This is a genomic window from Terrisporobacter glycolicus ATCC 14880 = DSM 1288 (genome assembly GCF_036812735.1).
GTDB lineage: Bacteria > Bacillota > Clostridia > Peptostreptococcales > Peptostreptococcaceae > Terrisporobacter > Terrisporobacter glycolicus.
The window spans coordinates 1342599-1356005 of sequence record NZ_CP117523.1 but is presented as its reverse complement, the minus strand read 5'-3'; the positions used below and the strand labels follow the sequence as shown (position 1 = coordinate 1356005).

The 13407-nt window shown below is 25.5% G+C and carries 13 protein-coding genes; 4 read left to right on the top strand and 9 right to left on the bottom strand.

All coding sequences use genetic code 11. The features are described 5' to 3' along the window. Nucleotides 1-140: 140 nt before the first annotated feature. Nucleotides 141-965, top strand: coding sequence for a carbon-nitrogen hydrolase family protein (locus TEGL_RS06685; protein ID WP_018589428.1), 825 nt, complete (start codon nucleotides 141-143; stop codon nucleotides 963-965). A 563-nt stretch (nucleotides 966-1528) separates the two neighbouring features. On the opposite strand, the gene TEGL_RS06680 is transcribed toward TEGL_RS06685, so the two are convergent. Both TEGL_RS06680 and TEGL_RS06675 read right to left on the bottom strand, forming a co-directional pair. Beyond that, the gene (locus tag TEGL_RS06680) at nucleotides 1529-2647 is read right to left on the bottom strand and encodes an XRE family transcriptional regulator (protein WP_018589427.1); all 1119 of its coding nucleotides are present in this window, start codon (nucleotides 2645-2647) and stop codon (nucleotides 1529-1531) included. Nucleotides 2648-2751: 104 nt separating this feature from the next. After that, nucleotides 2752-3948: a DHHA1 domain-containing protein gene (locus TEGL_RS06675; protein ID WP_018589426.1), complete on the bottom strand. Its 1197-nt coding sequence runs from the start codon at nucleotides 3946-3948 to the stop codon at nucleotides 2752-2754. A 148-nt stretch (nucleotides 3949-4096) separates the two neighbouring features. On the opposite strand from TEGL_RS06675, the gene TEGL_RS06670 reads away from it, so the two are divergent. Further along, nucleotides 4097-4585, top strand: coding sequence for a prolyl-tRNA synthetase associated domain-containing protein (locus TEGL_RS06670; protein WP_018589425.1), 489 nt, complete (start codon nucleotides 4097-4099; stop codon nucleotides 4583-4585). A 68-nt stretch (nucleotides 4586-4653) separates the two neighbouring features. On the opposite strand, the gene moaC is transcribed toward TEGL_RS06670, so the two are convergent. Genes moaC through TEGL_RS06655 form a run of 3 tightly spaced genes read right to left on the bottom strand, consistent with a single transcriptional unit; the run spans nucleotide 4654 to nucleotide 6416 of the window. After that, nucleotides 4654-5145, bottom strand: a complete 492-nt coding sequence (moaC, locus tag TEGL_RS06665) for a cyclic pyranopterin monophosphate synthase MoaC (protein WP_018589424.1) — start codon at nucleotides 5143-5145, stop codon at nucleotides 4654-4656. A gap of 16 nt (nucleotides 5146-5161) precedes the next feature. Continuing rightward, on the bottom strand, nucleotides 5162-5923 hold the full coding sequence (locus tag TEGL_RS06660) for a DUF6241 domain-containing protein (RefSeq protein ID WP_018589423.1): 762 nt from the start codon (nucleotides 5921-5923) through the stop codon (nucleotides 5162-5164). After that, nucleotides 5901-6416 carry an RNA polymerase sigma factor gene (locus tag TEGL_RS06655; RefSeq protein WP_081617833.1) on the bottom strand — a complete coding sequence of 172 codons (516 nt, stop codon included), beginning with the start codon at nucleotides 6414-6416 and terminating at the stop codon, nucleotides 5901-5903. Before TEGL_RS06655 ends, TEGL_RS06660 begins: the two co-directional genes overlap by 23 nt. Nucleotides 6417-6623: 207 nt before the next feature. Between TEGL_RS06655 and TEGL_RS06650 the strand changes: the two genes are divergently transcribed. Beyond that, the gene (locus tag TEGL_RS06650; RefSeq protein WP_018589421.1) at nucleotides 6624-8192 is read left to right on the top strand and encodes an oligosaccharide flippase family protein; all 1569 of its coding nucleotides are present in this window, start codon (nucleotides 6624-6626) and stop codon (nucleotides 8190-8192) included. A gap of 27 nt (nucleotides 8193-8219) precedes the next feature. On the opposite strand, the gene TEGL_RS06645 is transcribed toward TEGL_RS06650, so the two are convergent. The 3 genes from TEGL_RS06645 to TEGL_RS06635 all read right to left on the bottom strand — a co-directional run bounded on the left by TEGL_RS06645 (nucleotide 8220) and on the right by TEGL_RS06635 (nucleotide 11352). Further along, on the bottom strand, nucleotides 8220-9089 hold the full coding sequence (locus TEGL_RS06645) for an alpha/beta hydrolase (protein ID WP_018589420.1): 870 nt from the start codon (nucleotides 9087-9089) through the stop codon (nucleotides 8220-8222). A 202-nt stretch (nucleotides 9090-9291) separates the two neighbouring features. Further along, entirely contained in the window at nucleotides 9292-9975 is a 684-nt protein-coding gene (locus TEGL_RS06640) for a zinc ribbon domain-containing protein (RefSeq protein ID WP_018589419.1), read from the bottom strand. 15 nt (nucleotides 9976-9990) lie between these two features. Then, the gene (locus TEGL_RS06635; RefSeq protein ID WP_018589418.1) at nucleotides 9991-11352 is read right to left on the bottom strand and encodes a hypothetical protein; all 1362 of its coding nucleotides are present in this window, start codon (nucleotides 11350-11352) and stop codon (nucleotides 9991-9993) included. Nucleotides 11353-11571: 219 nt separating this feature from the next. Between TEGL_RS06635 and TEGL_RS06630 the strand changes: the two genes are divergently transcribed. Further along, nucleotides 11572-12450 carry an MBL fold metallo-hydrolase gene (locus tag TEGL_RS06630; protein ID WP_018589417.1) on the top strand — a complete coding sequence of 293 codons (879 nt, stop codon included), beginning with the start codon at nucleotides 11572-11574 and terminating at the stop codon, nucleotides 12448-12450. Between the two features lie 30 nt (nucleotides 12451-12480). Here TEGL_RS06630 and TEGL_RS06625 read toward each other — a convergent pair whose 3' ends face one another. Continuing rightward, nucleotides 12481-13332, bottom strand: coding sequence for a patatin-like phospholipase family protein (locus TEGL_RS06625; protein ID WP_018589416.1), 852 nt, complete (start codon nucleotides 13330-13332; stop codon nucleotides 12481-12483). Between the last annotated feature and the right edge of the window lie 75 nt (nucleotides 13333-13407).

Here is a 13407-nt window from a genome sequence, read left to right as displayed (position 1 = left end):
AATTATTTATAATTGTATCTTAAAAAACTTATTAATTCAACTGAAAAAAATAATTCTATTATATAATTATAGATATACTTGTTTTATTTGAGAAAATATACCACAATATAACATATATTAAGCTTTTTAGGAGGTAAAATATGAGCAAGTTAAAAATAGGACTAATTCAGATGAAAGTTTGCGACAATAAAGAACAAAATCTGATGAAGGCTTCTCAATTAGTCTCAAAAATTTCTATTGAAAGACCTGATATTGTTATTTTGCCAGAAATGTTTTCTTGTCCTTATGCTCCATGTAATTTCCCCATTTATGCTGAAGAGGAGAATGGTAAATCATTTAATTTCTTATCAAATATATCAAAAACAAATAATATATATTTAGTGGCTGGTTCAATTCCAGAAAAAGAAGGAAATAATATTTACAATACTTCTTATGTTTTTAATCGACAAGGAGAAAAAATAGGAAAGCATAGAAAAATTCACTTATTTGATATCGACATAAAAAATAAACAAAAGTTCAAAGAATCAGATACTTTATCTGCTGGCAATAAGGTAACTGTATTTGACACAGAGTTTGGTAAAATAGGCTTATGTATTTGTTATGATTTTAGATTTCCTGAACTTGCAAGACTTATGGTAGATAAGGGAGTTAAGACTATAATAGTTCCTGCATCTTTCAATATGACTACAGGCCCTGCCCATTGGCATATTATGTTTAAATCTAGGGCTATAGATAATCAAGTTTTCACCATTGGATGTTCTCCTGCTAGAGATTATCATTCATCTTATATTTCTTATGGTCATTCTTTAATAGTTTCTCCATTTGGTGAGATACTTGAAGAATTAACTGAAGAAGAAAATTTAGTTACTTATACAATTGATTTAAATTATGTAGATAAGGTCAGAGAGGAACTCCCTCTACTTTATCATAGAAGAAAAGATTTATACGAATTAAATGAAAAATAATAAATATAAGTAATTAAGCTAATTTATTAATGGTGTTGAAATAAGTGTGTGATTTTTTATTTAAGCCATTAGAAAAAATATTATAATGTAAAATTTATATCAATATCATTAAAATACCATATCCCATAGATTATACATTTTAATCATTAGCTTTATTTCCTGTAAAAAATCACATGATGATTATATTTTTTTAGATTAGCAGAGGAATATTGTGATTGTGGCACTCACCTTGGATATTCTCGCGATGAAATAAGTACAAAATATTTAAGTATGCCTCACAAAAGACAATTATATTTAAATACTCTTTATAAAACTATAGATAATTACATTGAATAGCTAAAGAAATTAGATGAACCCAGTTGTATTAACCATCTTACATAGTTAAACATTTCGACGATAATACACCGGAGAAAGAATATAATAAACATGTAGTTCGTATTGATGATATTAATATAGAATTTTTAATAGACTTAGAAAATGAAATATCTTAAAAAGTACTATTCTATAAAAAGTATTACTAAATAACAAGAGAGTATCAATTATTGATACTCTCTTGTTATTAATTATTTATTATTTTTGTTATTAAAACTTAGAACTTTTACATCTTTTTTATCAGCTAGAGAACCCTCTTTGAGTCCCATTAGTTTCTCCAAATCATCACCATACAAAATCATATTTTCATTGTATAGCTTTTCCATTAATGTATTTTTACTTACTATATTGTTATCTAGTAGTAATTTATATGCTTTTCTAAGACATGTTGGATGAGTTGCTTTAACATTGTCCAAAGGCTCTTCTTTATGCCATCCATTTTTACTTATTTGGTTCATTAAATAATTATATTTTTTATAATTGATTAATCCTAATGCATATGATCTATATAAAATTATAGTAAGTGGTACCATGAACTTAGATTTAACTTCTAAATACGATTCTAATTCATTAGGGTTGTCTAATTCTTCTATTAATCTGTTTCTTGGTAATAAAATAGCAGAAGCAAAGTCATCTTTATTAAATCTTTTAGCTGGTATATTTAACTCATTGCTTATTATAAATGCAAATTCATAAGCTAAATCATAATTTCTTACAGCTAAAGAATTTTTATCATGGCCAAGTGATACTATATATTTTTCTTTTCCATCTATACTTTGTTTTTGAGAATATGGAGAAGCTCCTCTTCTATCTATATTCATATCAGTAATTACTACTCCTATAGCTTCCATAAATGATACCATATTTATTAAAGGTTCTTCACCTAATTCATAGAATTCCCTACATCTTTTGGACAATTCTTCAGTAGATAAGTTTTTATTTAAGTTGTCTGGAAGTTGTAATTCTGGAAACTGAATATAGTTTTCAAAGAACAGGTAAAGTTTGTGTATCATTACTAACTTTTCTCTGTATGAAATTTCTTCATTTCTTTGTATAGTTGATTGTGGATTAAAATGAGCCGATTCTACATTTACTTTTATATTTTCATTTCTGTAGAAGTAATCTCTGGGAAAATGTAGTACATTCGATAGTTTTAATGCATTTTCCACTGTTGGTTTATATTTATTTTCTTCAAAGGCTAATATATCTTTTTTATTTATATTTGTTTCCTTAGATACTTGATCTATAGTTTTTCCTCTATATATTCTAGCTATTTTAAGTCTTTTACCATTAAATAGTTCTTTCTTCATATTTTATGGTCCTTTCATAGTTGTTTTTTTCATTCAACTTCTTATTATACTTAATATGTGACATCTTTTCAAATAATAAGTTATTTAATAATAGCAATTTAATGTTATACTGATTTTATTTTGATTTTTACGTAATCAAATAATGAAGGTAAATTATTATTATTTTTTCCTCCACCTTGAGCAAGAACTTTACTCCCTCCACCTTTACCATCAACTAATTTAATACTATCTTTTAATAATAAATTCATATCTATTTTTTCTAGATTCTTTGAACATGCAAATAATAAATTTATTTTATCATTATTTATTAAAGCTAATAATCCAATATTATCATCTCTTTCTGTTATTTTATTTGCTATTTTGTTTATGTAGTTCATTTTTTTATTTTCATAAGTTTTAATTATAATATTCATGTTGTTAATCTTTTCAGCTTCTTCAATCATTTCTTTAACTTCATAATTACTTATTATTTCTTCCAGTTTTTTATTTTCTTTATTTATTTCACTCAATTTATTGTTTAGATTTTCTATACCTCTATAAGCATCTTCCTCATTGCTGCTAAGTAACTTACAAATTTTATTTAAGTAATTATCTCTTTTTAACATTTCATTTATAGCCTTTGCTCCACATAAAAATTCAATTCTTGTTGCTTTTTTATATTTTTCAAATTTCTTTATTTTTATAACTCTTAAGTCTAAAGTATTTTTCACATGAACACCACAACATAAATTTATATCTAAATCTCCAAATTTTACAACTCTTATATCGTTACTCAACCTAAACAAATCATCTTTTATTTTTAATTTTTTAGCCTCTTTTTTATTTATATTTAGAATTTCTACAGGTATATTTTCTCTAATAATCTCATTACACATATTTTCTATTTTTATTATGTCATTCTCTTTAAAAAATCCTTCTATATCAACAGTAGAAAATTCTTTTCCTAAATGAAAACCTACAGTTTTTGCATTATATTCATTATTAAAACAAGCGGATATAACATGTTGACCAAAATGATGTTGCATGCCATATTCTCTTCTATCCCAATCAATCTCACATTTTACCTTGTGAATTCTATTTGGTTTTTTATCTAATATATGATAAATTTTATCATTTTCTTCATAAACAGCTAGTACAGATATATTATCTATAGTACCTAAATCGCAGTACTGGCCTCCACCACCTGGAAAAAAAGCTGTTTTATTCAACAAAACATGATACTTATTATCCACTTCTTTAACTTCCTCTATTTCAGCAGTAAAATTTTTAATATATGAATCATCATAAAATAATTTTTCCATTTTTCTCTCCATTTCAATTTATTTATTGTTTATCTTTAGCATTATTAGTTAATTATAACTATAAAATTATTATTTTAATAGTTTTTCTTTTGCAAAACTTTTAACTATGACTATAATTTAAATAAACTATTAAAATTAGGAGAAATATATGGATAAGAAAGAACAAGTTTTAAAAAAATTAGATGAACTAAATATTAAATATGAAATAGTAGATCATCCTCCTGTTTATACTATTGAAGAGGCGGAAAATCTTAATTTGGAAGAAAAAGAAAATATGGTAAAAAATCTTTTTTTGAAAAACTCTAATGGAAAATGTCATTATCTTGTGGTACTAAAAGGAGATAAAAAAGCTGATTTAAAATCAATAAGATCACAGATTCAATCTAGTGCTCTAAGTTTCGCTTCAGAAGAAAGATTAGAAAAACACTTAAATCTCTTAAAAGGTGCTGTTACACCTCTAGGTATTATCAATGATGAGGATCACTGCGTAAATGTTGTTATAGATGATGACTTAAAAAATCAAGCTCTTATAGGAGTTCATCCTAATGTAAATACTTCAACAGTTTTTATAAGTTATAATGATATGATTAAGTTTATAAATAGTTTTGGAAATGAAATTCTTTATGTTAACATATAGTAATACAGTTATTTCATAAATTTATAAAAAATAAGCTCTACTATCTAAACAGATAATAGAGCCTATTTTTAATCATTAATTCCTTCGAATACGAACTTACCAGATTTTCCACCAGTTTTTTCAACTAAATGAATATCTGAGATTACCATATTTTTATCTATAGCTTTGCACATATCATAAATAGTTAAAAGTGCCACATTAACCCCTGTCAACGCTTCCATTTCTACGCCTGTCTTCCCTGCTAATTTAACTAAAGAAATAGCTGTAATGCTTTTTTCATCTTCATTAAATTTAAAATCTATTTTTGACTTTGTTAACATTAAAGGATGGCACATCGGAATTAAATCTGATGTTTTTTTAGTAGCCATTATTCCTGCTACCCTAGCTACTCCAAGGACATCTCCTTTTGCCATATTGCCTTCAACTATCTTTTCAAATGTTTCATCGTTTACAAATATTTTTCCACTTGCTATTGCTTGTCTTTCTGTAATATTTTTCTCCGTAACATCTACCATTATAGCATTTCCATTTGAATCAAAATGATTTAATTTTTTTTCCATGTTTAATCTCCTTCATTTAGTAATACTCATTTAGAATGCTTTGTATTTTATCCTTATCTAATACTTCTGCCTTACCCACATTTCCATCCAACATTTCCCATACATAATTATGCACCTCTACTGCATTAGAGAAATCTCCAGATTTCCATTTTGTTAAAGAGTTTCTTAGATGCATTCTATCATAATCATCTTTAATTTCTTCAACACCTTCCAAAGCCAAATCTATAGTTTTGGGCGTTACTTCACTACACTGCCATTTATATTCAGCTTCAACTAAAGTATTTGCTAGAGAATGAATAAGTTTAATTGCCTCATTATTACCTTTTGGTTTTGCTATATCTTCCTCTTTTATATAAATAGTTTCTACAGAAGAAGATTCGCTCCCTTCAATAACTTCTTTTCCAATCCCAATAATTGACTTTAAATTATCAATTTGAATAAATTCATTTATATTTTTAAAAACACTATATACTTTTGGAATTTTTATAAAAACCTTTGGATAAATTGCTCCTATTACCGGTAGTAAAATTATAAAAACAAGAATAATATCCAGTATTTTATACCTTAGGTTTTTTCTTTTTTCCTTTTTTGCTTCTTTAAAAGGTATTTTTATACTAGTTTTAAGATTATTTGGAATATGTATTAAATCAAGGTCAGCATTATTTACATTAAACTCTTTTATATACTTATCTATATCTTTATCTATATTTTTTTCTATTTCAAGACTATCAAAATCTATATTGCTCAAAAGATTTTTATCTGGCTTCACATTTGTCATCTCCAAAATCCCCCTTTACATTATCTTTCATAAATTTTAAGGAATTTCTAAGATACAGTTTTACAGTACTTTCGTCCATATTAAGAATTTCTCCAACATCTTTATAAGACAAATTATAAAAATATATTAAAACAACCACATTCTTTAAATGAATATCTAATAAATCTATTCCTTTAAATATATCTATACATCCATTTTCATCTATAAAGTCGTCATTATCTTCTTGTTCTACCATTCCTATTTCTTCTAAATATTCATTTATGTGCTTTATAGTAACTTTTGTCATATACTTTTCAAAACTTTCATATTTACATACCATATGAAAGTTATTGTTAATATAAAGAACAGTTCTTTTCATTATTTTTTCTGCATCCTCTTCATACTTGGTATGAAGAAAAGCTAATTTATATATATATTCACTATTTTTTATCATAAGTTTTTTAAAAGCTTTTTTTTCATTGCCAATAACTTTGTCTAATAAAGTCCCCATCATAAAAATCTCCTCTCAAATGAATCACTTCCAATAAAAAATGTCGTATTTTTAAACATTCCCTTTTAGTTATTTTACACTTTTTTACACTTATCTTCAAGAATTGTAAATTTAAATAGATATTTTATTTATACTTTTTATTCTCCTTAGCGCATATAAATAATATATAAATTTAAAATAATATTTTCTATATATTACAAGGAGATAATTATGAAAAGAAGAAACTTACTGATAAACGTCATATTGCTCACCGCTTCAACTATGACTCTTGGTTTTATAGGCATGGCTTTTCGGGTTTATCTATCTAATAAAATTGGTGCAGAAGGTATGGGTTTATTTCAACTTATTATGAGCATTAATGTTGTATGTCAAACGCTAGCTATCTCTGGTATAAGAGTTACTATGACAAGGCTTGTTGCAGAAGAACTAGGAAAAGGCAATGAACATTTAGTAAAAAACATTATTATAAAAGGGCTTTTATACACCTTATTTTTCAGTATATTAACAGGTATTTTATTATTTAACTTATCCGAGTTTATATCAACAACATGGATTCAAGATGAAAGGGCCATTATTCCATTAAAAATTCTATCTTGTTCCCTACCTTTTGTTGGAATATCTTGTTGTTTAAATGGATACTTCTATGGCTGTAGAAAGGTAATAAAATGTATAAGCGCAGATATTATTGAAACATTAGTAATGATAAGTATCGTATCTCTATGTATAACATCTTTTTCAACAGGAAGATTAGATTACACTTGTGCTCTTATTGCTGTGGGAAATTCTGTTGGAAGTATATGTGCTGCATTTTATTCTTACATATTATACATATTTGAAAAGAAACATTTTACATTATGTAAAAGTAGTAGAAATAAATATTCATTTTTTAAAATTACAAGAGTTGCCGTACCTTTAGCTTGTAGTTCATATATCCAAACTTCTCTAAAAACTGTAGAAGATATTTTAATTCCAAAGTCTTTAAGGCTCTATGGCTCTTCAGGATCTATGTCACTATCAATTTTTGGTATGGTAAAAGGAATGGCAATGCCTCTACTAGTATTTCCTTCTATATTTTTAGCTTCTTTTTCAACATTGATTATTCCAGAAATTGCAGAAGCAAATGCTCTAAACAAAAAAAACACTGTAAATTATATAATTTCTAGAGTAATTAAATTCACCATGCTAATTGCCGTATTTGCCACAGGAATATTTATTGTTTTTTCTAACGAATTAGGAGTAGGGCTTTATAAAAGCGAGGAAGTTGGTTATTTGCTTAAGATTTTAGCTCCTTTGATTCCTTTTATGTACTTAGATAAGATAGTTGACGGTAGTTTAAATGCTTTAGACTTACAGGTTACAACATTAAAATACAATATAATTGATATGTTTGTAAGAATTAGCGCAATAACTTTCCTAATACCTAAATATGGAATAAAGGGTTTTGTATTAGTTTTATTTATAAGTACGACATTTAATACATCATTAGGTGTAATAAAAATATTAAAAGTAACAAAACTAAAATTTGATATACTTGATTGGATTTTAAAACCAGCTTTATCTGTAACATTATCTAGTTATGCAACAAAAATTATTCTTTATTGTTTACATATTGAAAACTCAATTTTTATAAGTATTATATTAGATTTATTTATTTATTTTATTATGCTTATTTTATTTAAAGCAATTAGAAGAAAAGATCTGCAGTGGTTTGCAGATGGACTTAAAAAGGATGTAAAAAGAGGTAAGTGGGAGACTATGGGACTTTACAAACAAATATAAAAGAGTTTGCTAAATGCAAACTCTTTATTATTGTATATTATATAAGAAATTAACTATATTTCTCACTGTTATATCCATCTGTTCATCACTACTTATTAAGGCTTCTCCATCTCCACCATGCATTCCATAATTGGCAAATTGGGAGTGGTTAGCACCTTCTATTTCTACATATTTTGTATCTTTTGGTAATTGCCCTTTAGAATTAATTAATTCTTTATAATCTACAACATTATCTTTACTTCCCCAAAGAGATAATACCTTGAAACCTAATTCACTTATATTGTCCCTTGGATATGATGATATTAATACTATTCCTTCAACATTTTTATTGTTTACTGCATATTCACAAGCAACAGTCCCCCCAAGAGAGTCTCCACCTATAACCCACTTTTTAATTTCAGGATTATCTTCAATTACTTCGTTAGCCTTATTTTTCCCAAAATTAGCATAGTTAAAAGGCATATCCACAGCTACTACCTTATATCCATAACTAGCAACATCATTACATAGTTTTGCATAAGATGATGAATTTACCCTTACACCAGGGTAAAAAATAAATCCTTTTGTTGCACTTATATTCTTAGGCGTAAAGTATGTGTAGTCCCCCTTTACAGTAACCTCAACTTTAGAGTTACTTTGCAAATACTTCATGTCTCCTTTTTGTAAAGAGTATCCATTGCTTAGCCATATGAAAAAACCTATTACAAATATAGTTAATACAGTTAAAAGAGTTATCATTCTTTTTTTTCTTGTTTGTGATTTATTCTCTTTTTTTAGCTTATTATTCTTGTCTGCATTATTTTCATCATTGTAAAGCAAAGGTCTTTCTAACTCCATAGTAATGCTAAAAGTATCATATTTACTTTCACTGTTTGACTTTGCTTTCCTTCTTTTCATATTATCCCTCCAAAATTTTTCACTACATTATATTCTATCATATAAATTTAATCATTTCATCTTAATAAATAAATCAAATTTCTTACAATTATTATAATATAATAATTATTATTTACAATATTGTAAATAACAATTGCTATAATACAAAAATAAGAGATATAAAAAGCTTAATTATTAACTTTTCATATCTCTTATTTTTATTTTATTCTGGTCTATTGTCTTGGTGATCTTTTAAAAATTCTCTTCCTTCAATTTCTATACAATCTGTTTCTATAATATTATTATGTTCAACTATTTCATTTTCAAAATTATCTTCTTCTAACGCTATTTCTTCTTTTTCCTTTAAAAAATTTTTTCCAAAATCTTCTTCTATCATACTTACTTCTGGTACCTCTTCAATTATAGTATCTTTAATCTTTACTTCTTCATTTACAAAATAAACTTCATCATCATAATGTATAGGTTCTTCTTTTATTTTGCTACCACAACATGCACAGAAGTTTGAATCCTTTTCTGTTTCTTGATTACAGTGTTTACAAATTATATAAGACTCTTCTTCTTCAATTAAACTTTTTCCACACTGAGGACAAAACTTTTCGTTTTTAAAAGCAACATATCCACATTGGCAAACTATCTTGTTACTTTTATTTTCAAAACTTCTAAGTTGCATATATTTTGTATAAATTTCTATATCAAAACCTTTTATTTCATCGCATAATAATGTAAATTCTTCGTCAATTATTTCACCTTTTCTTATTTTATCATAAGTCATTATTCCTAATTTTAATAATGCCTGTGCTTTCAAATCTTCATAATCATTGATATTTTTTTTTATTTTTATTTTTTCTGATTCTTTTTGTATATTAGAAAATTTCATATCCTTCATCTTCTTCCTCCAAATTTAATTAAAAATATTTAATTTATAACCAATTAAAGTCATTATTAAACTATATATAAATGAAATAATCAATCCTATTATAAAGTTGAACCCCATTTGTATAGCGCTTAAATAACTTAACATAGATGCTGCATTATTCCCTATATAAATAGTTGTCAAAAAACCAATTATAGACATAATTACTGCATAACATGCACTAAATATTATTACTGGTTTTATACTTTTATCTTTATATTTACTTTCTATTTTACATCCAACTATTATAAATATTAAAGCTGACAAAGCCATCATTGCTCCTAAAAGTAAAATTAAATCTAAGGAAATATTAGAATTAAATAAAGATAATATTGATAAATATCCACTACCAAGGCTTACAGGTACTAAATTTGCAAATGCCCACAAATACATAGAAAGTTGACTTAAAAGTACACCTAAAGATATATTATTTGTATAAGAGTTTAATCCTAAATCAAAAACGTAATTTATATTTGCAAAATTAAGTACTACAGATATTATAAATACTAAAGCATATCCAATGAAAATAGTTTTTAAAGCTATTTTTAATAAACCTGAAATTATATTTTCTTTTTCATACTCTTTTTTCATTCCCATAAATAAAGTGGAAATAAAACTTATTATGAATCCTTTAAATAAAACATTTAGTGTACTAAATCCAAATAAGATTCCATATCCATTTTGATTAAATCCGCTAGGCAAGTTAACTTCTACTTGAGATACTTTAGATATTGCACATAATATAAGAGCATATATTACCGCTACTCCTAAAGAATTTTTTACATGTGCTATAAAAGATGTATTTCTTTTTTTAATAAATATTTTATATGGTAATATTAGTGATACAATTGGTAATATTAATAAAATCAAAAATCCAAAGTTAACACTTGATTGAGTGCTATTCATAAAAAGTGACATAAAAACATTCACACTAGCTAAATTACTAAAAAGCATAATATGTAAGGGGTTTATTAATTCATTAATTTGATTATTGCTTCCAAATAATATAAATTTAATTATTAAAGAAAAAGCAAATAATATTGCAATGGCTAAACCTGATGCCTTTAATCCATTTATTAAATCAAAATTAGATGCTATATCTTTAAATCTTGTTTTCTCCCCTTCTTGATTTATAAATTTTTCTCTTTTACTTTTAATATTTGCCAAAATTTCACCACAGTTTTTGCAATAAATATCTTTTTTACTAACTGAATTTTCACATTTAGGACAATTAATATTATTATCTTTTTCTATAGTAAAATAATTAATATTTTCTTTTATATTTAAGCTTCCATCTTCTTTTGAGTAATTATCATATTTACTTTTATTTGAATTTTCTTCCTTATTCATCTTAATTTCTCCCTCCTGACTTACTTCCAAATAGATTATCTTATTACATTTATGAATTATAACAAAGTTTTCTTAATTATACCTTAATTCATTATTAATATTTCATTAATTTCTTACTTTGATACTAACAAATTTGTATACATTCAACTTATGTTGTTTTAATAATGAATTTTCTATACAATCTTTGTATATACTTGCAAGATAAAAGGTGGTGTTAATATGTACGAATTAGTTCAAGTAGGTGAAAATACCTATTATATAAATTGTCCTGTAAAAATAGGAATTTATAAGATAAGTGATAAGGATGTGTGTTTAATAGACAGTGGTAATGACAAAGATGCTGGAAGGAAAATAAATAAACTTTTAAATGAAAATGGATGTAATTTAAAACTTATAATTAATACTCATTCCAACGGAGATCATATTGGTGGTAATAATTTTTTACAAAAAAAATGGAACTGTGAAATAATATCAACACCAATAGAAAATACTTTTACTTCTTACCCAATTTTAGAGCCGTCGTTTTTATATGGCGGATATCCTTGCAAAGAACTAAGAAATAAATTTTTAATGGCAACTGCAAGCAATATAACTGGTAATGTGGATAAGAATCTTCCAAGGGGCCTAGAATATATTAATCTTCCTGGTCATTTTTTTCAAATGATTGGAATTAAAACTGATGATAATATATATTTTCTTGGTGATTGTTTATTTGGTGAAAATATAATAAATAAGTACCATCTATCTTTTATTTATGATGTAAAAGAATATTTAAACACATTAGACAAAGTAAAAAACTTTAAAGGCAAGTTATTTATCCCATCCCACGCAGATAATTATGAAGATATTTCTTATTTAGTCGATATAAATATTAATAAAGTAAAAGAAATTTGTTATAAAATTTGTGAATTTTGTGAGGATAATTTAATCTTTGAAGAAATTTTACAAAGAGTGTTTTCATTTTATAATTTAAAAATGGATTTTAATCAATATGTTTTAATAGGTAGTACTTTACGTTCCTTTTTATCATATCTATATGACCAAGGAAAAATTGATATTGAGTTTATAGATAATAAATTAATTTGGAAAACTATTTAATAAAAATAAAAAGCACTTAATTAGTGCTTTTTATTTTTCGTTTATAAATTTTATTAAATCCTCATAACATTCTTTTGCATCGTTGTAACCTTCATTATAAAGATCTTTTAGTTTTGTCTTATCTTTTTCCACTCTACTAATACTTACTGGCCCTTTTGATTGTATTACAAAAACTTCACCACTTTTTATTTTTTTTTCAATAAAATCTATGGTTTCATTATACATTTTATATCTATTTTCAATTGATTTCACTAAGTTTGGATATTTTTTATATTTTATTTTAAATAAGTGTAAAAAAACAGCCTTGGTCTTTCTATAAGTCTTATCTCTCGTTAATATTACTACATTTTTTTTATGATTATCTTCTATGGACTTTTTTATTGGAATAGAATCGCTAATACCTCCGTCTAAATATTCTTCACCATTTATTTCTACAATTCTAGAAAGTAAAGGTAATGAACTAGATGCCCTAACAGCAACTATATCCCTTTTCATATCCTTTATTTTTACATATTCAGCTTTTCCAGTTTTGCAATTTGTAATAACTGAATAAAAATTACCCTTAAATTTATTAAAAGCATCATAGTCATATAATACCAATTCATTTGGAATTGTATCATAAAGCATTTCAGCCCCAAACATATCACCTGTTTTTATTAAACTATTAACACTACAATATCTTTTATCATTAATGTAATCTAATATTACTTTTAATGATCTCCCTATTTGTTTTGAGTAATAACTAGCTGCATGACAAGCGCCTGCTGACACGGCATAGCAATCTTCAAAATATAAATCTTTCTCCATAAAAAAATCTAATACCCCCGCAGTATATACCCCTCTCATACCTCCACCTTCAATTACAAGTCCACTATTGATCATCTACTTCATTCACTCCTTAAATTTTCTTCTTTCTATAGTTAAATATAATTCTTTATATTGATCTAGTCAAATAAT

What these genes read in the sequence shown, in the direction of transcription:
- TEGL_RS06685 (WP_018589428.1), top strand. Translation starts at nt 141, where the DNA reads ATGAGCAAGTTAAAAATAGGACTAATTCAGATGAAAGTTTGCGACAAT.
- TEGL_RS06680 (WP_018589427.1), bottom strand. Translation starts at nt 2,647, where the DNA reads ATGAAGAAAGAACTATTTAATGGTAAAAGACTTAAAATAGCTAGAATA.
- TEGL_RS06675 (WP_018589426.1), bottom strand. Translation starts at nt 3,948, where the DNA reads ATGGAAAAATTATTTTATGATGATTCATATATTAAAAATTTTACTGCT.
- TEGL_RS06670 (WP_018589425.1), top strand. Translation starts at nt 4,097, where the DNA reads ATGGATAAGAAAGAACAAGTTTTAAAAAAATTAGATGAACTAAATATT.
- moaC (WP_018589424.1), bottom strand. Translation starts at nt 5,145, where the DNA reads ATGGAAAAAAAATTAAATCATTTTGATTCAAATGGAAATGCTATAATG.
- TEGL_RS06660 (WP_018589423.1), bottom strand. Translation starts at nt 5,923, where the DNA reads ATGACAAATGTGAAGCCAGATAAAAATCTTTTGAGCAATATAGATTTT.
- TEGL_RS06655 (WP_081617833.1), bottom strand. Translation starts at nt 6,416, where the DNA reads ATGATGGGGACTTTATTAGACAAAGTTATTGGCAATGAAAAAAAAGCT.
- TEGL_RS06650 (WP_018589421.1), top strand. Translation starts at nt 6,624, where the DNA reads ATGAAAAGAAGAAACTTACTGATAAACGTCATATTGCTCACCGCTTCA.
- TEGL_RS06645 (WP_018589420.1), bottom strand. Translation starts at nt 9,089, where the DNA reads ATGAAAAGAAGGAAAGCAAAGTCAAACAGTGAAAGTAAATATGATACT.
- TEGL_RS06640 (WP_018589419.1), bottom strand. Translation starts at nt 9,975, where the DNA reads ATGAAGGATATGAAATTTTCTAATATACAAAAAGAATCAGAAAAAATA.
- TEGL_RS06635 (WP_018589418.1), bottom strand. Translation starts at nt 11,352, where the DNA reads ATGAATAAGGAAGAAAATTCAAATAAAAGTAAATATGATAATTACTCA.
- TEGL_RS06630 (WP_018589417.1), top strand. Translation starts at nt 11,572, where the DNA reads ATGTACGAATTAGTTCAAGTAGGTGAAAATACCTATTATATAAATTGT.
- TEGL_RS06625 (WP_018589416.1), bottom strand. Translation starts at nt 13,332, where the DNA reads ATGATCAATAGTGGACTTGTAATTGAAGGTGGAGGTATGAGAGGGGTA.